The organism is Nostoc sp., assembly GCF_036919815.1.
Taxonomy (GTDB): Bacteria; Cyanobacteriota; Cyanobacteriia; order Cyanobacteriales; family Nostocaceae; genus Nostoc.
In genome coordinates, this window is record NZ_JBALCE010000011.1 from 97469 (window position 1) to 120875 (window position 23407).

23 protein-coding genes and 3 tRNA genes are annotated in these 23407 nt (G+C 42.5%); 15 read left to right on the forward strand and 11 right to left on the reverse strand.

Going from position 1 to position 23407, the window contains the following annotated elements; translation table 11 throughout:
* The first annotated feature begins 6 nt into the window (after nucleotides 1–6).
* From aroB to tnpB, 3 genes are all read left to right on the forward strand, one after another.
* The gene (aroB, locus tag V7K15_RS03705) at nucleotides 7–1098 is read left to right on the forward strand and encodes a 3-dehydroquinate synthase (protein ID WP_334903117.1); all 1092 of its coding nucleotides are present in this window, start codon (nucleotides 7–9) and stop codon (nucleotides 1096–1098) included.
* A gap of 195 nt (nucleotides 1099–1293) precedes the next feature.
* Nucleotides 1294–1599, forward strand: coding sequence for a Uma2 family endonuclease (locus V7K15_RS03710; RefSeq protein WP_334903119.1), 306 nt, complete (start codon nucleotides 1294–1296; stop codon nucleotides 1597–1599).
* Nucleotides 1600–1856: 257 nt separating this feature from the next.
* The gene (gene tnpB, locus V7K15_RS03715; RefSeq protein WP_334903121.1) at nucleotides 1857–3008 is read left to right on the forward strand and encodes an IS200/IS605 family element RNA-guided endonuclease TnpB; all 1152 of its coding nucleotides are present in this window, start codon (nucleotides 1857–1859) and stop codon (nucleotides 3006–3008) included.
* 280 nt (nucleotides 3009–3288) lie between these two features.
* On the opposite strand, the gene V7K15_RS03720 is transcribed toward tnpB, so the two are convergent.
* Nucleotides 3289–3426 (reverse strand): hypothetical protein, encoded by a 138-nt coding sequence (locus tag V7K15_RS03720; protein ID WP_334903123.1) that lies wholly within the window; start codon nucleotides 3424–3426, stop codon nucleotides 3289–3291.
* Between the two features lie 669 nt (nucleotides 3427–4095).
* On the opposite strand from V7K15_RS03720, the gene V7K15_RS03725 reads away from it, so the two are divergent.
* Nucleotides 4096–4338: a hypothetical protein gene (locus V7K15_RS03725; protein WP_334903125.1), complete on the forward strand. Its 243-nt coding sequence runs from the start codon at nucleotides 4096–4098 to the stop codon at nucleotides 4336–4338.
* A 128-nt stretch (nucleotides 4339–4466) separates the two neighbouring features.
* On the opposite strand, the gene V7K15_RS03730 is transcribed toward V7K15_RS03725, so the two are convergent.
* Nucleotides 4467–5309 (reverse strand): TrmH family RNA methyltransferase, encoded by an 843-nt coding sequence (locus tag V7K15_RS03730; RefSeq protein WP_334903126.1) that lies wholly within the window; start codon nucleotides 5307–5309, stop codon nucleotides 4467–4469.
* 73 nt (nucleotides 5310–5382) lie between these two features.
* A tRNA-Leu gene (locus V7K15_RS03735) sits at nucleotides 5383–5463 on the reverse strand.
* A gap of 408 nt (nucleotides 5464–5871) precedes the next feature.
* On the opposite strand from V7K15_RS03735, the gene murA reads away from it, so the two are divergent.
* A complete protein-coding gene (gene murA, locus V7K15_RS03740) occupies nucleotides 5872–7239 on the forward strand; it encodes a UDP-N-acetylglucosamine 1-carboxyvinyltransferase (protein WP_334903218.1) in 1368 nt (455 codons plus the stop codon).
* A 144-nt stretch (nucleotides 7240–7383) separates the two neighbouring features.
* Here murA and V7K15_RS03745 read toward each other — a convergent pair whose 3' ends face one another.
* The 3 genes from V7K15_RS03745 to V7K15_RS03755 form a co-directional block, all read right to left on the reverse strand.
* Entirely contained in the window at nucleotides 7384–8382 is a 999-nt protein-coding gene (locus tag V7K15_RS03745) for an alpha/beta hydrolase family protein (RefSeq protein WP_334903128.1), read from the reverse strand.
* Between the two features lie 120 nt (nucleotides 8383–8502).
* Nucleotides 8503–8907: a TolB family protein gene (locus tag V7K15_RS03750; protein WP_334903220.1), complete on the reverse strand. Its 405-nt coding sequence runs from the start codon at nucleotides 8905–8907 to the stop codon at nucleotides 8503–8505.
* Entirely contained in the window at nucleotides 8849–9379 is a 531-nt protein-coding gene (locus tag V7K15_RS03755) for a TolB family protein (protein ID WP_334903130.1), read from the reverse strand. Before V7K15_RS03755 ends, V7K15_RS03750 begins: the two co-directional genes overlap by 59 nt.
* A 228-nt stretch (nucleotides 9380–9607) precedes the next feature.
* Here V7K15_RS03755 and V7K15_RS03760 point away from each other — a divergent pair, with 228 nt between their 5' ends.
* The 7 genes from V7K15_RS03760 (at nucleotide 9608) to V7K15_RS03790 (ending at nucleotide 14323) form a co-directional block, all read left to right on the forward strand.
* Nucleotides 9608–10483: a M48 family metallopeptidase gene (locus V7K15_RS03760; protein WP_334903131.1), complete on the forward strand. Its 876-nt coding sequence runs from the start codon at nucleotides 9608–9610 to the stop codon at nucleotides 10481–10483.
* A gap of 208 nt (nucleotides 10484–10691) precedes the next feature.
* A complete protein-coding gene (locus V7K15_RS03765) occupies nucleotides 10692–10940 on the forward strand; it encodes a hypothetical protein (protein ID WP_334903133.1) in 249 nt (82 codons plus the stop codon).
* Nucleotides 10941–11119: 179 nt separating this feature from the next.
* Nucleotides 11120–12244: an alpha-hydroxy acid oxidase gene (locus V7K15_RS03770; protein ID WP_334903135.1), complete on the forward strand. Its 1125-nt coding sequence runs from the start codon at nucleotides 11120–11122 to the stop codon at nucleotides 12242–12244.
* Nucleotides 12245–12350: 106 nt separating this feature from the next.
* Nucleotides 12351–12434 (forward strand) — tRNA-Leu (locus V7K15_RS03775).
* A 33-nt stretch (nucleotides 12435–12467) separates the two neighbouring features.
* Complete coding sequence (locus V7K15_RS03780; protein ID WP_334903137.1) at nucleotides 12468–12719, forward strand: hypothetical protein; 252 nt, start codon at nucleotides 12468–12470, stop codon at nucleotides 12717–12719.
* Nucleotides 12720–13215: 496 nt separating this feature from the next.
* Nucleotides 13216–14013 (forward strand): WecB/TagA/CpsF family glycosyltransferase, encoded by a 798-nt coding sequence (locus V7K15_RS03785; protein ID WP_334903222.1) that lies wholly within the window; start codon nucleotides 13216–13218, stop codon nucleotides 14011–14013.
* A gap of 238 nt (nucleotides 14014–14251) precedes the next feature.
* Nucleotides 14252–14323, forward strand: a tRNA-Gln gene (locus V7K15_RS03790).
* A gap of 89 nt (nucleotides 14324–14412) precedes the next feature.
* On the opposite strand, the gene V7K15_RS03795 is transcribed toward V7K15_RS03790, so the two are convergent.
* Nucleotides 14413–14892: a hypothetical protein gene (locus V7K15_RS03795; RefSeq protein WP_334903139.1), complete on the reverse strand. Its 480-nt coding sequence runs from the start codon at nucleotides 14890–14892 to the stop codon at nucleotides 14413–14415.
* A 223-nt stretch (nucleotides 14893–15115) separates the two neighbouring features.
* On the opposite strand from V7K15_RS03795, the gene V7K15_RS03800 reads away from it, so the two are divergent.
* A complete protein-coding gene (locus V7K15_RS03800; protein WP_334903141.1) occupies nucleotides 15116–16411 on the forward strand; it encodes a hypothetical protein in 1296 nt (431 codons plus the stop codon).
* A gap of 229 nt (nucleotides 16412–16640) precedes the next feature.
* Here V7K15_RS03800 and V7K15_RS03805 read toward each other — a convergent pair whose 3' ends face one another.
* Nucleotides 16641–17843 carry an FtsW/RodA/SpoVE family cell cycle protein gene (locus tag V7K15_RS03805; RefSeq protein ID WP_334903143.1) on the reverse strand — a complete coding sequence of 401 codons (1203 nt, stop codon included), beginning with the start codon at nucleotides 17841–17843 and terminating at the stop codon, nucleotides 16641–16643.
* 402 nt (nucleotides 17844–18245) lie between these two features.
* On the opposite strand from V7K15_RS03805, the gene V7K15_RS03810 reads away from it, so the two are divergent.
* Both V7K15_RS03810 and V7K15_RS03815 read left to right on the forward strand, forming a co-directional pair.
* Nucleotides 18246–18956 carry a hypothetical protein gene (locus V7K15_RS03810; protein ID WP_334903145.1) on the forward strand — a complete coding sequence of 237 codons (711 nt, stop codon included), beginning with the start codon at nucleotides 18246–18248 and terminating at the stop codon, nucleotides 18954–18956.
* A 296-nt stretch (nucleotides 18957–19252) separates the two neighbouring features.
* Nucleotides 19253–21640, forward strand: a complete 2388-nt coding sequence (locus tag V7K15_RS03815; protein WP_334903146.1) for an EAL domain-containing protein — start codon at nucleotides 19253–19255, stop codon at nucleotides 21638–21640.
* A gap of 257 nt (nucleotides 21641–21897) precedes the next feature.
* Here the strand turns inward: V7K15_RS03815 and V7K15_RS03820 are convergent, their stop codons facing one another.
* The 3 genes from V7K15_RS03820 to apcA form a co-directional block, all read right to left on the reverse strand.
* A complete protein-coding gene (locus V7K15_RS03820) occupies nucleotides 21898–22104 on the reverse strand; it encodes a phycobilisome linker polypeptide (protein WP_012411143.1) in 207 nt (68 codons plus the stop codon).
* A 223-nt stretch (nucleotides 22105–22327) separates the two neighbouring features.
* Nucleotides 22328–22816, reverse strand: a complete 489-nt coding sequence (apcB, locus tag V7K15_RS03825) for an allophycocyanin subunit beta (protein WP_292801661.1) — start codon at nucleotides 22814–22816, stop codon at nucleotides 22328–22330.
* A 65-nt stretch (nucleotides 22817–22881) separates the two neighbouring features.
* Complete coding sequence (gene apcA / locus V7K15_RS03830; protein WP_292826785.1) at nucleotides 22882–23367, reverse strand: allophycocyanin subunit alpha; 486 nt, start codon at nucleotides 23365–23367, stop codon at nucleotides 22882–22884.
* Nucleotides 23368–23407: the final 40 nt, after the last annotated feature.

Genomic DNA, 23407 nt, shown 5'->3' on the forward strand with positions numbered 1-23407 from the left:
TGGGCAATGACTTCTGTAATTAATGTAAATTTACCAGAGCAGTCTTATGAGATTGCCATCGCACCTTCGAGTTTAGATCAACTGGGTCAACAGATGGCCAGTCTCAACTTAGGCAAGAAGGTATTGCTGGTTTCTAATCAGACGATTTTAAAACATTTTGGGGAAAGAGCGATCGCATCCCTGACATCTGCTGGATTTGAAGTTGCTAGCTGCATCCTACCACCTGGGGAACGCTACAAAACCCTTAACTCCATCCAAAAACTTTACGATATCGCCTTAGAAAACCGCCTAGAACGTTCTTCTACTATGGTGGCTTTGGGCGGAGGTGTAATTGGCGATATGACTGGCTTTGCGGCTGCAACTTGGCTGCGCGGTATTAATGTTGTCCAAGTGCCTACCTCTCTCTTGGCGATGGTGGATTCGGCAATTGGTGGCAAAACTGGCGTGAATCATCCCCACGGCAAAAACTTGATTGGGGCATTCCATCAACCCCGCTTGGTTTTGATTGACTCAGATGTGTTAAAAACTCTTCCGATGCGCGAGTTTCGGGCAGGAATGGCAGAAGTTATTAAGTACGGTGTGATTTGGGATGCCGAATTGTTTGCCCAATTGGAAGCAAGTAAACGCCTCGACCAACTCCGCTATGTAAAACCTGATTTGATAAATTACGTATTAACGCGCTCTTGTCAAGCTAAAGCTGATGTTGTTAGCAAAGATGAGAAAGAAGGCGGATTGCGGGCGATTCTCAACTATGGACATACCATAGGTCATGCAGTGGAAAGTTTGACTGGTTATCGTTTAGTAAATCACGGTGAAGCGGTGGCCATTGGTATGGTAGCTGCCGGTCAAATTGCTGTGGATTTGGGAATGTGGCAAAAGGAAGACACGGAACGTCAAAACGCTTTAATTCAAAAAACGGGTTTACCGACTCAGTTACCACCTGGGGTGGATATTGAAGAAATTATTGAGGCGTTGCAGTTAGATAAAAAAGTCAAAGCCGGGAAAGTGCGGTTTGTTTTACCAACGGAGATTGGTGTAGTGACAGTTACCGATGAGGTGCCATCGGATATCATTCGGCAAGTTTTGCGGGGAATGTGAACAATTTGAAGAATTCAGGAGCGGAGCCGGAGACGCTCCGCCGAGGCGTCAGAATTCAGGAGTCAGAATAAAAATTAGTTGCTCTGTCCTTCAATTAGGAATTACGAATTAGGAATTACGAATTAGGAATTACGAATTAGGAATTACGAATTAGGAATTACGAATTAGGAATTACGAATTACGAATTAATGAGCCATGATACTCCAAGCCAAGAATCAATTGACCTTGCAAGAGTTCTTGAATCTTCCTCCAGGCGAAGGAGATATAACTTATGAACTCGTTGATGGCCAGGCAATTCCTAAGATGGCACCAAAAAAATTCCACTCTAAACTCACCCGCACCCTTCTGAATTTGATTGAGCAATGCTGTGAGGGTCAAGGAGAAGTTTGCCCACAATTAGCTGTTGCATTAACCCGTCGAGGGCGAGATTGGATGCCAATACCGGATATTTTATATATTTCTAATGAACGTTTACCCCCTGATTGGTATCAAGAAGGATAATGTTCTGTTCCTCCTGATTTGGTGATTGAGATTATTTCCCCCTTCGGGTTCGAGAGTGACGCTCGAAGACTCGCTAACGCTACGCTATCGCAATCGACGGAAACCGCCATCGCTCTTAGCGTCTTAATCGTAATTCGCAAAGATAGCCTGCCAGTGCATCGCAATCGACGGAAACCGCCATCGCTTCATGAGTTAGGCGCTCTATATTAAGTATAACTTTGTGTTAAAATTGAGAGGTATTCAGCAAATTTAATAAATTGTCCTCCATCCAAAAAGCATTTAAAGTTACTCTCATACCCACACACAATCAACAAGTCTTAATCAATAAGACGATCGGTTGCGCGAGATATGTATATAACCGCTTTTTGGCACTAAAACAAGAGTTCTACACGACTGAGCATAAAGCCTTAAATTACAATGCTTGTAGCCAGCAGTTAACTCTACTTAAAAAGGAGATTGAGTGGTTAAAGGAAGTAGATAAATTTGCTCTGCAAAATTCAATTAAAAATTTAGATAGAGCGTACAAAAACTTTTTTACTGACTTAAATAAGATCAAAAAGAAGAATGGTGTAGGTTTTCCTAAATTTAAAAAGAAGCATGGTTGCAAGCAGTCTTACAAAACCAACCTTACCAACGGCAACATCCAAATAATGGAGAATCGTTTAAAGCTTCCTAAGTTAGGGTGGATAAAATTCCACAAATCACAAGATATTACCGGGAAGCTTGTAAACGTTACGATAACTCGGACTTCTTCTGGTAAATATATTGCTAGTATTTTATGCGAAACAGAGATAGAGAAATACCCTCAAGCCACCCAAAATATTGGATTGGATTTGGGAATTAAGTCTTATCTCGTTACTAGCAATGGTGAAATTGTAGATAACCCCAAGTATTACAGAAGTCAAAAGAGGAAGTTACGTAAGGAACACAAGAAACTATCCCGCAGTCAAAAAGGTAGTAGTAACCGAGTTAAAGCGAAAAACAAGCTGGCTCGTACAAATGATCGCATTACCAATTTGAGAGATGATTTTCTGCACAAGCTGTCAACTCGTTTAATTAAGGAAAACAGCATTATCTGTATCGAAGATTTACGAGTTGCGAATATGGTCAAAAACCATAAATTAGCCCTGAGTATTTCAGACGCTAGTTGGTCAAAATTTACCACTATGCTTGAATACAAAGCTTTGTGGCATGACCGAATCGTGCAAAAAGTTGGTACATTTTATCCCTCATCTCAGACTTGTAATCACTGTGGTTTTATCAACCCATTGGTTAAGGATTTAAAGTTGCGCGAATGGTTTTGTCCGAATTGTAACACTCACAACTTGAGGGATAAAAATGCCGCGTTAAATATTTTGAGTGAAGGGTTGAGAATTCTAACACTTCTCTGCCAGACGCTGGGCGAATGACTTCTCTACGAGACGCTCCTTCGCGTTCGCTCAGTACCAGCAGCAGCCGTCGGTGCGCCGGATGCTATATACGCCTGTGGAGAACTTGTAAGTCCTGAAGTAATTCAGGCAGAGATCGTTGAAGCAGGAATCACGCCACTTCTAGTGGTGTGAGGTTCAAAATAGCTATAGGAATGTTACCAGAATTTTGCAGTTCCTAATTTGAGTTTTCTAGGGATAAAAGCCTACCCTTTCTTAGTTCCCAGGCTACTGCCCAGGAACTAGAATAACCCTGCTAAGATTAAGCGTTAGAAAACATTGTAAGCATTACTAATAAAACAACCAATGCACTAATCCAAAGGGCTAACGATCCCCAACTAACTGAATCTTTTTGTACTTTTTGCCAGAAATTAGCTACTAAATTATTTCGAATTGCCATTTTATAACCTCCTATTTTTATGAAACTTGTACTGATTCAATCCATTCAGCCTAGATTGAGTAAACAAAAGTTCATCTTTGGGCGTATCAGCCTTGATTTGCTGACTCCCAGAGATTAACCAACAGAGATTTAAATTAATCCATGCTGCGATGCCTACGCCTGCGCGAATGCTTATGTCTCAACGCATTACTGAACTAAAAAACAAAAATTTACAAAAAGATATTTGTTTATGCTTAACTTGATTTTCCCATACGTAAGTGTTTACACTCCGAAATTTGGCGATTTTGAGAAAATTCTTAACGTTGTCTTAACCAAGTATAAAAATTAGTGTTTTTCAAATCCCAAACTACTTAAATACTGACTCTGTTTGAGGAGGATTATCCTAAAAAGCGCATTGGGCATTGGACATTGGGATGACTCTTTGATACTCTTTGTCAGTAGATTTACCGGATAATATTTCAGGAATATTTCATAGTCTTTGCAAAAATACAAGTCCTAGCAATTGGAGACAGCTTGGCAAATGTTACTAAAGCCAAGTATCGATATTCTTGATAACCACTGCTAAAGTTGATACAGCACACAACTATGATGTTATAAGTGCAAAATTTAAATCTGTAGGAACTGCAATCAAAAATTAAGTCAGGAAATCAGGATTTTCAAGTCAATATTATGGAGCAAATTCAGCCACAACAGCGCCGCGTCGCTGATCAAGTGTTTCAAGAATCCCTCGAAGAGTTGGAGGATATCTTACAAGAAAGTTCGACCGAGGAAGAAGAGATACCCCAACTGCATACTATTACTGCCACTGAAGTCGAACTCGATCAAGACTTAACAAATATTAATTTAGCAGCTCTTGAGGACGCAGTTGCTGATATTGAACAATATCTCGAAGAAAAAAGAAAAACGAAATAAAACTTAGGAACGTGGATTAAATAAAATGCAAAACTTCATCCTGTCTCTAGCTTCCCTCTCCAATATATCGGAGAGGAATTGAGGGTGAGGTAAGCCAAGGGCATAAATTGTATGTTATTTAATTCTTCTTATTCCTTATGAGTTTTAACTCCAAACTCCTGTACAGACGCGATTAATCGCGTCTCTCCTAACTCCAAACTCATTTGCCTTTGAGCTTCGTACAACATTAAAGCGGCTGCGATCGCTACATTCAAAGATTCTACCCCAGGACTCAAAGGAATTCTAACGTGCTGATCAGCGATCGCTGCTAAATCTGCTGACAATCCAGCACCTTCATTTCCGAGTAAAATCAGAGTAGGTTTTCGCCAGTCCACTTCCCAATAAGTTAAAGTCGCACTGGGTAAGGTTGCTACTACCTGCATTCCTGCCTGCTGACTTTGTTGGACTGTGGCTTTTAAATCTTCGCTAACGGCTGTTGCTAGGCGAAACCATTGTCCTGCTGAAGCACGGAGAACTTTGGGACTGTCTAAATCTACACTATCTCCACTTATCCACAAACCCGATGCTCCAGCAGCAGCAGCAGTGCGGATCATTGTACCCAGGTTGCCGGGATCTTGCACTGTTTCTAAAGCAAGCACTAAACCAGTAAATGGTATTTGAGTTTGGCCAACACTTCGTTTTGCTGTTGCCACCACACCATCGGGTTGGACTGTAGTAGCGATCGCATCCAAAATTTCTCGACTGACAATTTCGGCGTGATCGCATTGGCTACAAGCTTCCTCCCACAGCGAAAGGTGGGCCGCTTGCCATTCTGGGGTACAACACACTGTTTCTAGTGGGTAATTCAGCGCACAAGCTTCTTCTAACAGGTGCGTCCCTTCCAGCAAAAATAACTGCTGCTTGTGCCGCTCCTTAGTGGAGTGGAGTTTGCGAATTTGCTTGACTAGGGAATTTTGTAAACTGGTCAACATCAAAAAGTTAGGAGTTAATTTAGTTCTCTTTCAACTTATAACTCTTCACTTCTAACTCCTAACTTAAAAAATATGCGGAACCCGGGACTTGAACCCGGAAGCCTTGCGGCACTAGAACCTGAATCTAGCGCGTCTGCCATTCCGCCAGTTCCGCTGGCAATTATCTTTATTGACAATTTCCTATTTTTGCGTAATTTTTTACTTTTGTCAAGTTAAAATATCACGCTTTGTTAAAAGTCTTAAACTAGAAAGGAGTTTTTCCGGGGAGAGGTCGAGTCAAAATATTAACTCACCATTAGAGCATTGATTTTTAGAGAACACTTAAGTTATTTTACTGAGTATTTAATTTTGCTTAAAACCACTACTTCTTGGTAATTTTTTGTTAAATTTTTCAAAAGCTCATAAAGCTTGCTATTGCTTCTTTTCAGCCCGAATTATTCATCAAAAAAACAATTTTTTTATGCAACATCTTGCCTGAAAACGTGGACAAATTGAATCTTTACTGTAGAATCAAAACCAACTTCAAACATATAAAATACGTATTACTTTTGGAGGTAGGCTTATTAATCCTTCTACCAGCTTACCAGATGCCAAATTTACTCCCAAAGCAGACTCCTCAGTCTTGCAAATTTGGGGTGGGCATCCTTTGCGAGGTCATGTGAAAATTAGCGGGGCAAAAAATGCAGCACTGGTAATCATGGCTGGAGCCTTGCTGTGTCCGGGTGATTGTCGTATCCGCAATGTCCCCTTATTAGCGGACGTAGAGCGGATGGCTCAGGTGTTATTGGCTTTGGGTGTACGCTTAACACGTCAAGGTGACATTTTAGACATCAACGCCAGTGAAATTAAAACATCAAAAGCTCCCTACGAACTAGTTACCCAGTTGAGGGCGAGTTTTTTCGCCATTGGAGCCATTCTCGCCAGATTGGGAGTAGCACAGATGCCCTTACCAGGCGGTTGTGCTATTGGAGCAAGACCAGTTGACTTGCATGTGCGGGGACTGCAAGCAATGGGGGCTGAGGTGCAGATTGAGCATGGCATTTGTAATGCCTACGTCCCCGGCAGCAGCCGGAGATTAAAAGGTGCGAAAATTTACTTAGACATCGCCAGCGTCGGAGCCACGGAAAACTTGATGATGGCGGCTACCCTGGCAGAGGGCGAAACGATCATCGAAAATGCTGCCAGAGAACCAGAAGTAGTTGATTTAGCTAATTTCTGTAACGCGATGGGAGCCAAGATTAAGGGAGCGGGGACTAGCAGGATTATTGTCGAAGGAGTCCCCAAGTTGCATTCTGTTGACTACAGTATAATTCCCGATCGCATTGAGGCCGGGACATTTTTGTTAGCAGCAGCAATTACCCGCTCAGAACTTACCCTCTCGCCGGTGGCTCCAGAACATCTTGTACCAGTGATTGCCAAGCTGCGGGATATTGGGGTGACAATAATTGAGGACAAGCCTGAACACTTACGCATTCTGCCAGCGCAAACCTTGAAGGCAACGGATATTGAAACTCAATACCATCCAGGTTTCCCCACAGATATGCAAGCGCCGTTCATGGCTTTGCTGACATTAGCGGAAGGTGACAGCGTGATTAACGAATCCGTCTTTGAAAATCGCTTGCGTCATGCCTCAGAGTTGAATCGCTTGGGGGCAGATATTCGTGTCAAAGGCAACGCTGCTTTCGTTCGCGGAGTACCAAAATTGTCTGGCGCACCAGTATTAGGCACAGACTTACGAGCATCAGCAGCGCTAGTCATAGCAGGACTGGCGGCAGAAGGACAAACCACGATTCAGGGATTACAGCACCTCGATCGCGGCTATGATCGACTCGATGTGAAGTTGCAGCAATTGGGGGCTAAAATCCTCCGCATCGGCGAAACATCAGCAGATGCAGAAATCGCTCCCACCATCAGTAGCCTGTCAAGTTGATCGGTTAAGACTGACGCAAAGACAAGGGAGACAAGGGAGACAAGGGAAAATTTTCTCCCCATCTCCCCTCCTCCCCAGACTGTCTAATTAGGATTTTTCAGAATCAAGGAAGAATTGAACTTTGCCAACTGTATCCGTTGATACTCACAACCCATACTTGTCATACCAATTAAGATAGCGTTGTAGGCGATCGCGCTGGTAACTCGGCTTGCTAATACTGTGGGATTGCTCAGGATAAATAATCAATTGAGTATCAACCCCTAAACTGTTGAGTGCCTCATACATCTGCTCGGAGTTCTGCAACGGAACAATAGCATCCCGATCACCACCCAGAAATAGTGTTGGCGTTACAATTCGGTCGGCGTGCAGGAACGGAAAGGAAACTCGTAGCCAAGTATTGAGATTTTTCCACGGCACGCCGAGTTCCTGCTCGTAGTCATAAGACTCGTTAGTACCGTATGCTGCCAAAAAATTGGAAATACTAGCTCCACTTACCGCAGCTTTGAAACGGGTATCTTGGGCGATAGTATAGTTTGTTAAGATACCACCGTAGCTCCATCCACCGATTCCTAACCGAGATGGATCGGCTATCCCTTGTGTCTCAAGGTAGTCAACAGCAGCAAGGATATCTTGAACATCTTTATTTCCCCAGTCAGCGTAAATAGCCTTTGAGAACGCTTCACCCCGTCCCGAACTACCCCGTGGATTAGCTGCAACGACAACATAGCCGTGAGCTGCAAACAGCTGCCAGTCAAACATAAACTGGTTTGTGTACTGCCCGACTGGGCCACCATGAAGCTGAAGGAGTATTGGATATTTCTTTCCTGGTTGAAAATTCGGTGGTTTGACTAAGAAACCGTGGATTTGGGTGCCATCTTTACTCTTGAAACTAATTTCTTCCGTCGTTGCTAATACAAGTTGGACAAGCAATTCCTGGTTTTGGTGCGATATTGAACGCAGTTGAGTGCCTTTGAATGCGAAAACCTCACTTGGTTCCTGCGGCATTGAGGATAACAAAGCAATCCTATCGTCACTGCCTAAGTCAAAGGCACTGATATTTCTACGTCCAGCTAGCAATCGCTCTATCTTACCGCCTGCTACTGGTACTTTTGCGAGGTGAACATTGCCATCGTCTTCCAGCAAAAACAGAATTGATTTGCCATCAGATGTAAACCGTGGCTTAACAACATTGCGATCAATATTTGCTGTTAATAGACGTGGAGTACCTCCTTCCGTTGGAATAACGGCAAGATGGTAAACGGCCTACTCAAGTAGCTTTTGAGGTCCTCCTTGCAGGTAGGCTATTAACTTCCCATCTGGACTCCAAACAGGTCGGCTATCCCAGGAGGGATCGCAATTGGGGCCTTCATTGATAGTTATTTGACGTACTTTTACTCCTGGTTGGGCAACGATAGTGTAGACATCCCAATTGTTATGGCGATGAAAATTAACACCACGCTTGCTGACAAAAGCAATCTTGTTCCCATCTGGAGACCATTCGGGCAAATATTCATTAAACTCACCTGGTGTCAGAATATCTGCTTTGTGAGTTGCTAAGTCAAACAGGTAGAGATGTTGGCGACTTTTTTCGAGATATCCTTTAAAGCGATCAATGACAATTGGCTGTGCGGTCTTTTGTTCGTTGTGAGTTTTTTTTTTGTGATCGATCTTCGGCGATTACAGCTAGTCGTTTGCCATCGGGTGACCAAACGAAATCAGAAACGCCTCCTGGAAAATCTGAAATCTTTTCTGCTTGTCCATCGGCAAGGTTTAGCAGCCAAATTTGATTGCCTTCACTGTCGGACTGACGACTGGAGAGAAAGGTGAGGTACTTTCCATCGGGACTGAAACGAGGGGAACTTTCGCTATCTTTGCTGTTAGTTAATTTTCTGGTGCGGGAGCCATCCCACGAAGTCATATAAATATGGTTGTTGGCAGAATCATTCTTGATATCGGTACTCTTCACCGTATAGGCTATCCAGGCTCCATCTGAAGAAATTTGCGGTTCACTGACTTGGTGAAAAGCAAACAAATCGTCGAGGGTAATCAGCCGCCTGGACGTTGCCTGAACTTTGAGACTCGTACTGATCAAAGCAGCGATCGCACCACAAGCTAATGCGACTTCCCTGAACCTTTTCATTTTTGTTGTAAAAATTAGCATGGACGCTGATCTTACATCTGTATATTGGACTTTAGTGCCTGTTACTTGCAACTATTTTATAAACAGATGGTTAGAGAAACACGATAAATCGCCGTTTCTACAAATGGGTAGCCCCTGCTCCCCCTACTTAAATCGTTATACTAACTATGGGAGGCTGTTAAAACCAGCCAGATTCCATAGTTGTGTTTTTTTATAGCTTGCTGCACCATGTCTTTCATCAAAACCCCGCTGATTGGTTTAAAAGCTGACTCATTTCGTCATCCATTAGACCTGGAAGCTACCACAGCGCTCAAGCAGATACCAGGCATAGATATGTTGGTGCGAAATTTGCTCGGGCCAATGGCAGAGCAGGTTTTCTATGTAGAAAATATTGCCTCCAGCGTTCTGGTGGGTGAAAAGCAATTGCCCGATTTATACAAGCTGTTATTAGACGCTTGTAAAATCCTGGATATAGAGCCTCCCCAGTTGTACGTCCGGCAACATCCGGCTCCCAACGCCTATACTTTTGCTGTGCGGGGTAAGCAGCCCTTTGTTGTACTACACACATCCCTAATTGATATTCTCACACCAGAGGAAATACAGGCAGTAATTGCCCACGAGTTGGGGCATCTCAAGTGTGACCATAGCGTTTACTTGACTCCTGTAAATTTATTAATATTAGCTGCGGCGATTGTGCCCAATGTCGGAACCTTCGTTGCCCAAGCGATACAGGCACAGCTTTTAGAATGGGTACGCTGTGCTGAGTTTACCTGCGATCGCGCCGCATTACTAGCAACCCAAGACCCGAAAGTTGTCATGTCAGTGTTGATGAAGCTGGCGGGTGGTTCCCCCACCTTAGCGCCACAACTGAATCTTGACGCCTTTGTTGCCCAAGCCCGCGCTTATGATGATATTAGCAAGACTGAATTAGGCGAAATGGTCAAAGCCGTCCGCACAGCCGAATTAACCCATCCAGTGCCAGTGTTGCGGGCGCGAGAAATTGACCGATGGGCAAGTAGCACAGAATATCAAACTCTGTTACATAGTCACGGACTTAAGTCTACTAATGAAGTTACACCCAAAGGCGGATGGCGTAATTGGTAGAACTGCTAATCACAACCACTTATTATAATTTTTAGTGAATAGCAGGCGTACAGTTTACTGTAAGTAGTAAGGGAACTCCAGGAAATGCGATCGCACTTCCTGGAGTTTTTAAGGTAAGCTGTAGGCGATCGCTTTACCAAATGCACAATATCAACAAAGCTTTAGAGAATTCAATCAAAATATAGACGATGAGGATAGAGATTTAATTATGCGCTTATCACCTATTTACGAGCAAAAACTAGCAGAAGCTAAACAAGAAGGAATCCAAGAAGGAATTCCAGAAGGAATTCAAGCAGAACGTCGTAATGTTATAGAGAATGTGTTGCAAGTTTGCTTTGGTTCTTTAGATGCGGAACTAAGAGTAATTATTGAAGCTTTGTCGGCATTATCTCCAGAGGAATTCACTCCTTTATTACTGCAATTATCTAGGGAAGAATTATTAGATAGGTTCTTTTAGAAGAACTCAGTCGGAGATACTGGGTTCTCGATCTTTAGTAATAAATAGATGATTACTTAAACTGGTTGAATTGGACAATCCGATTAAAGAATATCCGAAGGGTAAGCGGCTCTAGTCTTTTAAAATCTTATGTAGAGCGATAAACCGCTCACTACAAACAAAAGTTCTTACATTTAATTATGTCTACCTACTTATCCAACAACGATCGCTTTCAACCCATAAATCTCTTTGAGTACGAAAAGTTAGCAAAAGACCATCTGTCTCAAATGACACTTGATTACTATAGTAGTGGTGCTTGGGATGAAATCACATTGCAAGATAATCGTGCTGCCTTTGAGCGAGTCAAGCTACGACCTCGGATATTAGTCGATGTCAGCCATCGCAATCTAACTACCTCCATTTTAGGACAACCCCTGCAACTACCTTTATTAATTGCGCCGATGGCTTTCCAATGTCTAGCCCATCCAGACGGAGAAGTTGCCACGGCTCTAGCTGCGGCATCAGCTGGTGTGGGCATGGTTTTAAGTACAATGGCAACAAAGAGCATTGAAGAAGTAGCGACTGCATGTGATAAATTTCCAGATTCTCTGCGATGGTTCCAGCTTTACATCCATAAAGATCGGGGATTAACTCGTGCTTTGGTAGAAAAAGCCTATAAAGCAGGCTACAAAGCACTTTGTCTGACTGTAGATGCACCTATTCTCGGACAGAGGGAGAGAGATAGACGCAACGAGTTTGCCTTACCTCCAGACTTACATCTGGCTAATCTCGCCACCATCTCAGGACTAGATATTTCCCATGAAAAAGCCGAATCTGGGTTATTTACTTATTTTGCCCAACAGCTAAACCCAGCAGTAACTTGGCACGATTTGGAATGGTTACAGTCTTTATCTCCACTACCTTTAGTCATCAAAGGAATTTTACGGGGAGATGATGCTGTTCGGGCTGTAGAATATGGAGCCAAAGCAATTGTTGTTTCCAATCATGGTGGTAGACAACTCGATGGTGCGATCGCTTCTTTAGATGCCCTAGCTGAAATAGTAGCAGCAGTGGATGGTAAAGTAGAAGTAGTGTTGGATGGCGGCATTCGTAGGGGTACAGACATTCTCAAAGCTCTGGCATTAGGAGCAAAAGCGGTACTGATCGGACGACCCATTTTGTGGGGACTAGCGGTAGCAGGACAAGTCGGTGTATCTCATGTCATCTCACTACTACAAGATGAGTTAAATCTGGCAATGGCACTTAGCGGCTGTGCAAAACTAGAGGATATTGACCCTAGTTTATTGAGGCTGCCATGCCTTTAAGCCTTAGAATGATCAGAAATATTATTCCCGCAAAACTTTGAGAATTAATTTTCAGACTTGTGACAAAATCCCTCAAATAAAGTATACTAGTTAAGATTGGATATAAGGGCGGGTGGCGGAATTGGTAGACGCACCACACTCAAAATGTGGCGGCCTTGCGGTCATAGGAGTTCGATTCTCCTCCTGCCCATTACCAAACAAATACTAGATAGGTGAAAAAATTATGCGCCTAAAAAGATGGGAATCTCCCCGCAAAGAAGGCAGGAATGAGAAAGGTAGAGGCGGTTCTGCAAGGAAGCGTCAACTCAAAAAGCAAAGGCAAATGTTACTGCAAAGACTCAAGGAAAGTAACAAACCAGACAATAACAAAAATAATAGAGCAGGGGAAGATAAGTTTATCTTCCCCTTATTTTTTGGGCTTTTATTTCAGAAAAAAATAAATTGTAGGGATTTTTCAATACATAGACTAAATTAAATCTGTAATAAATTTGGAAATTCATCAGAAAAAATTATTAGCCATTGTTTAATATATACTAATTCAATCGAAGCTCTTAAGCGCATACTTAGGTATGAAAATCGTCAGACTTAGTGTCTGGGATTTTACTGGACTAATTAGACTTTTGTGTAGTAAATATTACCTATTAAAATCCATATCCATCGGAACTTATCTCAATTGTAATGCTTGCAGGAACAAATCAAAAATTAATTATGAAGGAAGTATGAATTTTGCCAAGCAACGTCTAAAATGCCTAGCTTAAAAGAGTAAGCTAGGACACAGCAGCAAATAATTCTAATTTTAGTATTACCGATTAAGCCAAAAGTATACTAAGAAGGCAATTGCACCTCCATGTGTTAACTTCCAAGGATGACACAAGCCTACAAAAAGTCAGGAGTCATCTGATCTGAATTATTTAATATTCGGAATGGTCTAGGTAATGTATGGGTTTTTTTCTTGGACACAGGAGTTATTGATCGTGGCAAGAGTGCTTCTACCTACTAAAAAAGTGCTTGATTTTCCGATTACTGCTTTACGGTTTGACGATCAGGTACAAACAATACTTAAGTGGTCTATTCGGCATGAGAGTAAAATTGTATACGTAGCTAATGTACACATGCTCATTGAAGCTCATTGGAATCCAGAGTTTGCCAACATATTACGAAATGCAGATATAGTTACTCCTGATGGGATGCCTCTTGTATGGATGATGCGAAAAATGGGAGCGCTTTATCAAGACCGTGTGGCAGGGATGGATATTTTTCTAGCATTGTGTCAGCTAACTCAAACAGAAAATTTTAGTATTTTCTTTCTAGGTTCCCAAACAGAAATTCTTTCTAAGATGCGAAAAAGGTTAGAGAAGGAATTTCCGCAGGTGAAGATTGCAGCGATGGAACCTCTACCCTTTCGTCCCCTGAGTGAAACTGAAGACGAAGCTTTAGTTAAAAAGATTAATTCTAGTGGTGCTAGCGCCGTCTTAGTATCTCTGGGATGTCCTAAGCAAGAAAATTGGATAGCTCAACATAAGGGTAAGATACAGGCTGTAATGATTGGACTGGGTGGAGTTTTCCCAGTTTATGCAGGAATTCACAAGCGGGCACCGCGCATAGTTCGAGACTTAGGACTTGAATGGCTGTATCGATGGATTCAAGAACCGCGCCGCCTTTGCAGTCGCTATGCTAAGACCATTCCACTATTTATATGGCTGGCTACTAAGCAACTACTATCATCAAGTCGGATTGCAGCAGTCTTCCTTCACGAGACTGGGGATTAAGGAAAAGGAAAGTAGATTTTAGATCCAAAGGAATTGCGATCGCACAATTTTCTCCCTTAACCCTCTTTCATCACTATCGGATACGATACAGCCAAACGTTGATTCAGATGAAACAGCCTAAGTGCAAGGATTCCGACCAATCAATGTCTTGCTGTCAAAACCGATTATCTCAAATCAACTATTAAACTACTTGACATTAACCCAGGACTAAGTGTTATATTAACTAGAGTAAAGTCGTTGGGGCGTCGCCAAGTGGTAAGGCAGCGGGTTTTGGTCTCGCCATTCCTGGGTTCGAATCCTAGCGCCCCAGTAAATCTAAAGACAGGCATAACAGCCTGTCTTTTAGAGTATTTAATTACATTTTTAAGATGCGTCTCAATGCATCCAATTCTGTAAACGTTACTTGTCAGGCGATTTCAGAGCTTGATCCAGAGTCTGCCGAGCCTGTTCTGCTTTAGATCGCGCTTCCTGGTAACGCACATTAGCTTGGGCAAAATTTTTCAGAACTTTAAAACCTTCCTTAAGTCGAGTAATTTCCTCTTCTGTCACCGACTCGTCAGTGAACAGAACATCAACCGCTTTGCGAATTTCCAACGCTTCCGCTCGTGACTCCTGAACTTTTAGCTTGAGTGTGGCCAGGTTACTCAGAACCTGGACAGCTTGTGTAATCGTATCCTCACCGCTAGCAGAATCAATAGTTGACTCTTTAACCTCAATTAATTGTTGAGGGCCAAATCCTTCTTCCAGTTCCGTGGGTAGCTTACCTGCATCCATCAGTTCCATCAGCTGATCCATTGCTTTGTCACGAGCTTTAGCTGAATCTTTTCCAGAAACAGTAAGGATAATTTCTGGACTTTGAGCGAGAGTGTACTGAACCATATTTGAGCAGAAAGTTTTCTGGTTAACCAAGCTGAAGCAAATAACTATAACATATTGCGTGTCAGGTTATTTTTTCGTTTATTGACTTTGGTGTGGGTTTGCCAAATTCATCTGATTTCTATTTTTAATGATTTCAAGCTTTATTGCTGCCCCTGCCAAGTCGCTCAAAATAAAACTTTATACTTAAGAAAACGGGAATAAGTTTCAACAGGAGAGGAGAGCAATGGCTCCCAGTCCCACCATCATGCAAGCTGTGGAACAGCTGGGTTACCGTGTCACCGTTGGAGATGTGGCAACTCAGGCAGGATTGAACGTCGCTGAAGCTAATCAAAGCTTGTTAGCCCTGGCATCTGATGCTGGGGGACATTTGCAGGTAGCGGATTCAGGTGATATAGTTTACCTTTTCCCAGAAAATTTTCGAGCAATTTTGCGTAATAAATACTTCCGGTTACGATTGCAGGAATGGTGGAAAAAGGTCTGGAGTGTTCTGTTTTACTTGATTCGCATTTCTTTTGGAATTTTCTTAACTGTTTCCATCATCCTGATAACTGTTACCATCTACATTATCATTACCTCTACCAACTCAGACCGTAACGGCAACAGTCGGGGCAGTAATTTCGGTGGCGGATTCTTCTATTTTCCAAATTTATTCTGGTATCTTAGCCCAAATTATGACACCCAGAACCAGGAACGGCGACGTGAAAGGCGCGAAGAAAACAATCTGAATTTCTTTGAAGCTGTATTTTCGTTTTTGTTTGGCGATGGTAATCCTAACGCCAACTTAGAAGAACGTCGCTGGCAAGAAATTGGTACGGTGATTCGGATTAACCGTGGCGCAGTGGTAGCGGAACAAATTTCTCCATATTTGGATGACATTGGCCAGGGATATACAAGAGAGTACGAAGATTATATGCTGCCCGTTCTGACGCGATTTAATGGGCAACCGGGGGTAAGTCCAGAAGGGCAAATTGTTTATTACTTCCCAGAGTTGCAGGTGAGTGCAACTAAAAAGCGCCGTCATGCAATATCAGATCACTTGGAGGAATTTCCCTGGCGTTTTAGTGCCGCAAGTTCAGGGCAAATTATGCTGAGTGCTGGGTTGGGTGTACTAAATCTTGTTGGTGCCTTAGTACTGGGAAGTTTGTTGAAAGATGGCACAGTTGCCGCCCGATTAGGTGAACTGGGAGCTTTTGTAGGTTTTGTGCAAGGAATTTATTGGCTGCTATTGGCTTACGGAGCAGGTTTCTTAGGCATACCGTTATTGCGTTATTTCTGGATTCGGTGGCGTAATCGCAAAATAGGCGATCGCAACCGCGATCGCATTTCCAGAGCAAGGCTATTGGCAAGTCCTGATGCACCTTTGCAACAAAAAATCGAGTATGCTCAACAATTTGCAACACAAAAAGTCATTGGCAACGAAGATTTAGTGTATTCTAGCGAAACTGACTTACTTGACCAAGAAGTTGAGCGTTCTGCACAAATTGACGCTGAATGGCAACGGCGGCTAGATCAGTCATAAGCAATTCGCTTATCCAAAATTTCCTATAATCAGAAGCTAACAAAAATGGGCGGGCATCTTGCCCACCCATTTGAGTTTTTGCGGGAGGAATCCATTTAAAACTCCCTTACCTCTGAGATAACTTTTGGGCGATGTGAAAAGCAGAGATATATGAAAGTTCAAGACTGCCTCCAAAATCATCTTCTATGCGGTTAGTCTATTCAATTTGATCGTACAAAGGCTTAGTAGCTCAATTCTTATTTTTCTGAAAAGCTCGGCGTCTGCGCCCATTTTCAACCAAGGGTTTTCGCAACGGTAGTACCTCAGCTTCACTACTCTCGCGTGCTACCCGAATCAGCAACCCAGCAGCGATTAAGCTGGCAATCATGGAATTACCACCATAACTAAACATGGGCAAAGGTAAGCCAGTAGTTGGTAAAGAACCTGTAGCAACACCGATGTGGAGCAATGATTGTCCTACCATCAAAATCGTCACGCCGATCGCTACCAATCGATGTACTGTATTTTTAGCCTTCAGGGCCACAATTAATCCGAGAGTGGCGAATGTCGCTAAAAGTGCTAACAATACCATACTGCCAACAAAGCCAAACTCTTCAGCGAACACAGCAAAAATAAAATCGGTGTCCTGAATTGGTAAATAAAACAGCTTTTGTTGAGAAAGCCCATATCCAGCTCCCCAAGTTCTACCAGAACCCACAGCTAGTAGACTTTGTACCAACTGGTAGCCATCTCCTGTAGCATCCGCCCACGGATTCAGGAATGACATTACCCGCTTACGCTGATACTCTTTAATACTAATACTCAGTATTGCCAACATCACTCCACCAATTGCTGTTCCTCCCAGATATTTGTAAGATAATCCAGCTGCTAGAGCAATTAGCCAGATAGTCATGCCGCAAAGTGCTGTTGTACTCAAGTTAGGCTGGGCAAGAATTCCTAAAAGTACCAGACCGAAAATACCCAACCAAGCCAAGCGAACCCGCCAACTGATTCGTTCCCACTGACCAAAAAGCCGCGCACTTTGCAGCACCAAAAAGGGTTTAATTAATTCTGACGGTTGAATCGGAATTGGCCCGATCGCAATCCAACGCGCTGCATCAAAAGCTTTTTTTCCCAATCCTGGGATCAATGTGACAAAAATTAACGCTAAAAACAGCAACAAAAACCAATGGGATAGTCCCAAAATTTTCTGCAACGGCAAATTCACAATAATATTGAATCCGATTAAGGAAACTAACACCCAAAGCAGTTGACGCTTAAAGTAGTACAACCCATCATGTTGACGGGCATCAGCGACAGGATAGGATGCTGAAAATAGCATGATTAAGCCGGCGAACAGCCAAATCAACGTTAACCACCGCAACAACCGCGCTTCTAATGCCCAGTTGGAGACGGAAATATCAAAAATTGGAATCAGGCGGCGTAGATTCACGATCAGTACAGGTAAAAAGTTAGAAATTAGGAGTTAGTAATAAAACTCATAAATCATAACTCATAACTTATAACTCTTAAGTAGCTTTGACAACGATACATTTGATAATGGTCAACTTTAATACACTCAACTAGCAACTGTTAATCTAATTCTCAGTCGCCTTGACTGGGGTTGTTCTAGCGATCGCTAGGATATTTTTCTCAGACGACTACCAAATTTGACAACACAATACTTCTTGCTTTCCTTGATTTGACTTTTGACAAACCGAAAAATTTTTAATTTATCATGCATCCAGAAAGTTTCTCATAAAAAGCCCAGATAAAGTTTCAGTAATATTACGGTAGTGGCTTAACCTTCTTAGGGCTATGGTTAATTGAACTTATTTAAAAAGCTTGCGTGAATATGACGAATAACAGCCAAACCACCACAAACACAATTGTGCGTAAATCTACTCGTCCAGCATTAGTAGGTGAGTTTCACATGCATATAGATGCTCAGACGCTTTCAACTCCTTTTGAAAAATTTCTGATCGAGACTCAGAACTTTTGGAATTCCGATTTCTCAGGTCATCCCCAAGGACTTGCTCATCGTCCTCCAAAAAAGCACTTGACAATGAAAACTAAATATGCGTCACAACTTCGAGAAAACTTTGCTAGTGTTCTCCGCTACTTAGAGGATAATTCTGAAGCTATAGAAGGGTACATTGAGGCGGAATATATTCCCGTTGACGTAGAAATTGAGGAAAAATCTTTCAATCCAGAAATCGAAATTCCTTTTAAGCTTAAGTTGGCATCTTTAGCACCTGGAACATTTCGTCAAGATGAGCTCCACATCACTTTATCGCGGGAGCAGTCAGACCCAAGATTAATTAATTCCTTGCGAGATATGGGATTCTACTCAGTCTATATGGAAAAATCATTTGGGGAAGTAGAAATCTTTACTGCCCAAGGAACACGCAAAATGATTCGTCAGCTTTTGCCAGAGGTTATTACATATCTAACAGCAGTGGGGGGTGCCGTACAGTGCAGCGTTAAAGAAGAAAGAATTATTCGCTGGTGGATGAGTTCACCAGAACTTCTACTGCCTTCTGTTATCAACACTGTTGAGAGTTAATTAGCTCTGTTTCATCACTGTACTGGGAGTAATATTTTAAAGTAGCTCCTATAAAATTCCAGGTAATCTAAAACCTTTGCTGCAACAAAGTTTTAGACTCTTCCGAAGGGCTTGATAGAACACCTAACCGTAGTACCGCTACGTAGAATTCAAAATTAAGAAAGCTTACCAAATAAGGTTTTGACTTGTTTTAAATGGTTGGTTTATTTGCGCCCTGCTGTACTGGTTAGAGTACAAGAATGAAGGCTACTTTATATAACTGTAGCAGAATTCTTTACTCTAAAAGCCAGAATCTTGTGAAGAGTCAACCCAATCTCATCTGTCGATTTATCCCATTACAAACTCGTTCAAACAGGATATCAGACATCCTGCATCGTTTGAGTTTAAGAAACAAAATTATTGGCGGCTATGCTGTAGCTCTGAGCATTGCTGTAGGAGGAACGATCGCTGGATTGACCCTTGGCAATTACTACCAGCAACAAGCGAGTACCAGTCAAGACAGTGCTAATCAACAAGGTCAGCTCTTGAGTGACTTGCGACTAGCCATGCGTTGGACTTTACCTACCAAAGAGTTTGTAGCTTTACTCAAAAAGCCGAAAGAGTTTGAGCAACACAAGTCGGAATTGTCTGAGCGAGCAGAAAAAATTAAGCAGCTGATCAACGAACTCCAGCGATCACCACAAACCATAGCTACAAAAGACTTGGATCGTTTGTTGTCCAAAGATTATCGGGTGGTGGAAAAATTCTACCAACAGCTTGAAGTCGTGCTCAACCAGATAAAGCCGCAGATGTTACAGCCACAATCAAGTGGTGCAGCTAAGAAACTAATTACAGACTTTACAGGTGGCCCCGAATTTTATGCAATTGCTAGCTCTGCTGACGATCTCACAACTTTTATTAAAAGCGCTAAAGAGCAAGAGAAAGAAGCAAAGTACGCCTTGACAAAAGCAGAAGACCTGCGAAACCAGATTATTCCTATCAGTATGGTACTCTCAGTCTTGTTCGCTGCTGTCTTAGCCTTCTCTACCAGTCGAGCGATCGCCCGGCCGATTGAAGCTATGACTCAGGTTGCTCAACTTGTTAGTTCTTCATCAGATTTTAGTTTGCGAGTTCCGGTCACCACATCAGATGAAATTGGTCTATTGTCAATATCCTTCAATAACCTCATCCAAACGATCGCAATTTACATTCAAAAACTTTCACAAAAGCATCAGAAACTAGAGCAAGCAGAAGAGGCGTTACGAATAGCTCATGATCAGCTAGAAACTCGTGTCAGAGAACGAACAGCAGAACTAGCGAAAATAAATCAGGAATTGCTAATTGAAGTTACAGAGCGTAAGCGAGTAGAATCACAACTGCTACATTTGGCATCTCACGATGCGTTGACAGGGTTGCCAAACCGCACTTTCTTTATGAATAGCCTCAGAAATGCGATCGATTATTCAAAGCAGCATTCAGATTATTTATTTGCCGTGCTGTTTCTAGACTTAGATCGATTCAAATTTATCAACGACAGCTTGGGACACACATTTGGTGACCAACTACTGCTGACTATTGCTCAAAGGCTAAAGGAATGCCTGCGCTCTATAGATGTAGCTGCAAGGGTGGGAGGAGATGAGTTCACAATCCTGTTGGGAGGAATTCAGGATGTCAACCACGTAGTACTCATGACTGAACAGATACAAGAAAAAATTGCGCTTCCCGTAGTTTTAGATGGGCAAGAAGTGTTTACCACAGCCAGTATTGGTATTGCCTTGAGCATGACAGATTATAACCAACCAGAAGACCTTCTGCGTAACGCCGACATTGCAATGTACCGAGCTAAGGCACAAGACAAGGTGCGCTACCAGATGTTTAATACTGATATGCATATTCAGGTAATGGCACACTTGCAGTTGGAGACGGCTCTGCGACGAGCTATTGAACGTCAGGAGTTTCGGATTCATTATCAACCAATTGTGTCACTCACTACCGGGAAGATAACTGGTTTTGAAGCACTGGTGCGGTGGCAGCATCCACAACGGGGTATTATTTTTCCAGAAGATTTCCTGCCAACTGCTCAAGAAACTGGGCTGAGTATTTTAATTGATGAGTGGGTGATGCGTGAAGCATGCCGCCAGACACAGCAGTGGCAAGACCGATTCCCTCCAAAATCAGGGAAGTTGGGTGAGCAAGCCTTGACCATTAGCGTCAATCTTTGTAGTTCTTGGTTCAGTCAACAAAAGCCACTGCTGCACATCAATCAAGTCTTACAGGAGACTAGTTTAGATATAGAGAGTTTGAAATTGGAGATCACAGAAAGCGTAATTATGGAAAACGGCGAGAATGTCACCACCACGTTAAATCTACTCAGAAATTTAGGAATTAAGTTGGCAATTGATGACTTTGGTACAGGCTATTCTTCATTAGGTCGCCTTCACCACTTTCCGATTCATGAGTTGAAGATTGACCGCTCCTTTGTTAGTGGAAGCAGTGTTGGTGAAGGAAATTTAGATATTGTTGAGACAATTGTCACCCTCTCTAAAAAAATAGGTGTAACTGTGACAGCAGAAGGCTTGGAAACGGCAGAACAACTAGCACTCCTGAGAGCAATGAAATGTGAATATGGCCAGGGAAACTTTTTCTCGAAGCCCTTGAACAGTTCGGCAGCAGAGGCTTTAATCGTGGCTAATCATAAGTGGTGATTATGGCAATTTTTTACACAGTTGCAGACAACGACTTCAACTAACAACAAATCTTATTCTGATGCTATTTACTTAATATAACTCAATGACTTAATCCGATTAACTGCTTGGCTTTTAGGAGATATGATCATGCAAGGATTGTTAACAGAATCACCAATGAGCGATCGCATTTTCTAACTTTCAAAAATCCAAGCAACAAAAAAGAGGTCTTTTTCGACCTCTTACCAATTCCCTAAAATAATCTTCTATTTACAAAATTACGACAAGCCAGTATTAGCACCTTGCTTACCAGTTGCCAGTTCCACCTTGATAATTTTGCCGCCTGCTTTTTGAATGCGTTGCTGTTCGCGGAACCAGTTCTCATAGGGAACTAGCTTAGTGAAATAAGTATTTTGCAGTTCGCGTTGGGTACGAATTCGGGTTTGGCTGGGAACTAGAGCAGTAATTTTAAACAAACGGGACATATTCTGAAAATCTCCTGTATACTTTGTGAAAACTTTTTTTATCTCAAAATCTTGAGTGCAAATCTTTTAATCATTCAAAGGCTGGAAATCAAACATAAATACTAGACCACCAACACTCATCACTGATAATTTACCAAGATAAGCAATATAACGTTCTAGCACTCACGCTTGATTTCCAGACCTTAATAAAGCCGCACCTAAATTCTTAAGCGCAAACTAGCTCTTAGCTTAAGCCAGAAGAGATATAGTCTAAGTAAACACCCATTTCCTTACCAGCATCAGAACCAACTAAACTAGCGGTTACTTGTTTAATTGCTTGGATAGCTTGCACAGTAGCACCAACAGGAACACCTAAGGAGTTGTAGGTTTCCTTCAAGCCATTTAGTACACGCTCATCCAAAATGGAAGGATCGCCAGCTAACATCGCGTAGGTAGCATAGCGCAGGTAGTAGTCCAAGTCACGGATGCAAGCAGCATAACGGCGGGTAGTATACATGTTGCCGCCGGGACGGGTGATGTCAGAGTATAGCAAAGATTTTGCTACAGCTTCTTTGACGATCGCAGCAGCGTTGGCGCTGATGGTGCTAGCAGCACGTACCCGCAGTTCGCCAGTGGAGAAATAGCTTTTTAGCTTCTCTAAAGCAGAAGAGTCGAGGTACTTACCTTGAACGTCTGCGGAGTTAATGACAGCGGTAATTGCGTCTTGAGCCATGTTGTTAATTCCTTATTTCCAACCGTATTGCAATACTTCTGTTTCAGTAGGTAAACAGTTTCACCCTACAGTAGGGCGCCAACTAGGTAGTCGAAGTAGTTACCAGCTTCAGCAGCGTCTTCGCCAGACAGCAAGGTAGCAGAGACATTCTTCAATCCACGGATACCTTCAGCAACACCATCGATAGGAGTTCCCAAGGACTTGTACATTTCGCGGACACCGATAACACCAATTTCTTCAATAGGTGTAACATCACCAGAAACGATACCGTAGGTAACGAGACGGAGGTAGTAATCTAAGTCACGCAGACAAGTAGCAGTCAATTCTTGACCGTAAGCGTTCCCACCAGGAGACACAACATCAGGACGCTTTTGGAACAGTTGATCGCCAGCTTGCTTAACTAGCCGTTCCCGGTTTTCTGACAAAACTTGAGCAATCCGTACACGGCGCTCACCACTTGCAACAAAGGATTTGATCCGATCTAGCTCACCAGGGCTGAGATAGCGGGCTTCTGCATCAGCATTCACGATAGCTTTCGTGACGATACTCATTAATGGATTCCTCCAATACGAATGAAACCAGGATTTGATT

Bases quoted from the DNA above. Each gene is read 5' to 3' on its own strand.
- aroB (WP_334903117.1), top strand. From the start codon at position 7: ATGACTTCTGTAATTAATGTAAATTTACCAGAGCAGTCTTATGAGATT.
- V7K15_RS03710 (WP_334903119.1), top strand. From the start codon at position 1,294: ATGATACTCCAAGCCAAGAATCAATTGACCTTGCAAGAGTTCTTGAAT.
- V7K15_RS03720 (WP_334903123.1), bottom strand. From the start codon at position 3,426: ATGGCAATTCGAAATAATTTAGTAGCTAATTTCTGGCAAAAAGTACAA.
- V7K15_RS03725 (WP_334903125.1), top strand. From the start codon at position 4,096: ATGGAGCAAATTCAGCCACAACAGCGCCGCGTCGCTGATCAAGTGTTT.
- V7K15_RS03730 (WP_334903126.1), bottom strand. From the start codon at position 5,309: ATGTTGACCAGTTTACAAAATTCCCTAGTCAAGCAAATTCGCAAACTC.
- V7K15_RS03755 (WP_334903130.1), bottom strand. From the start codon at position 9,379: ATGAAAAGGTTCAGGGAAGTCGCATTAGCTTGTGGTGCGATCGCTGCT.
- V7K15_RS03760 (WP_334903131.1), top strand. From the start codon at position 9,608: ATGTCTTTCATCAAAACCCCGCTGATTGGTTTAAAAGCTGACTCATTT.
- V7K15_RS03765 (WP_334903133.1), top strand. From the start codon at position 10,692: ATGCGCTTATCACCTATTTACGAGCAAAAACTAGCAGAAGCTAAACAA.
- V7K15_RS03770 (WP_334903135.1), top strand. From the start codon at position 11,120: ATGTCTACCTACTTATCCAACAACGATCGCTTTCAACCCATAAATCTC.
- V7K15_RS03780 (WP_334903137.1), top strand. From the start codon at position 12,468: ATGCGCCTAAAAAGATGGGAATCTCCCCGCAAAGAAGGCAGGAATGAG.
- V7K15_RS03795 (WP_334903139.1), bottom strand. From the start codon at position 14,892: ATGGTTCAGTACACTCTCGCTCAAAGTCCAGAAATTATCCTTACTGTT.
- V7K15_RS03800 (WP_334903141.1), top strand. From the start codon at position 15,116: ATGGCTCCCAGTCCCACCATCATGCAAGCTGTGGAACAGCTGGGTTAC.
- V7K15_RS03810 (WP_334903145.1), top strand. From the start codon at position 18,246: ATGACGAATAACAGCCAAACCACCACAAACACAATTGTGCGTAAATCT.
- V7K15_RS03820 (WP_012411143.1), bottom strand. From the start codon at position 22,104: ATGTCCCGTTTGTTTAAAATTACTGCTCTAGTTCCCAGCCAAACCCGA.
- apcB (WP_292801661.1), bottom strand. From the start codon at position 22,816: ATGGCTCAAGACGCAATTACCGCTGTCATTAACTCCGCAGACGTTCAA.
- apcA (WP_292826785.1), bottom strand. From the start codon at position 23,367: ATGAGTATCGTCACGAAAGCTATCGTGAATGCTGATGCAGAAGCCCGC.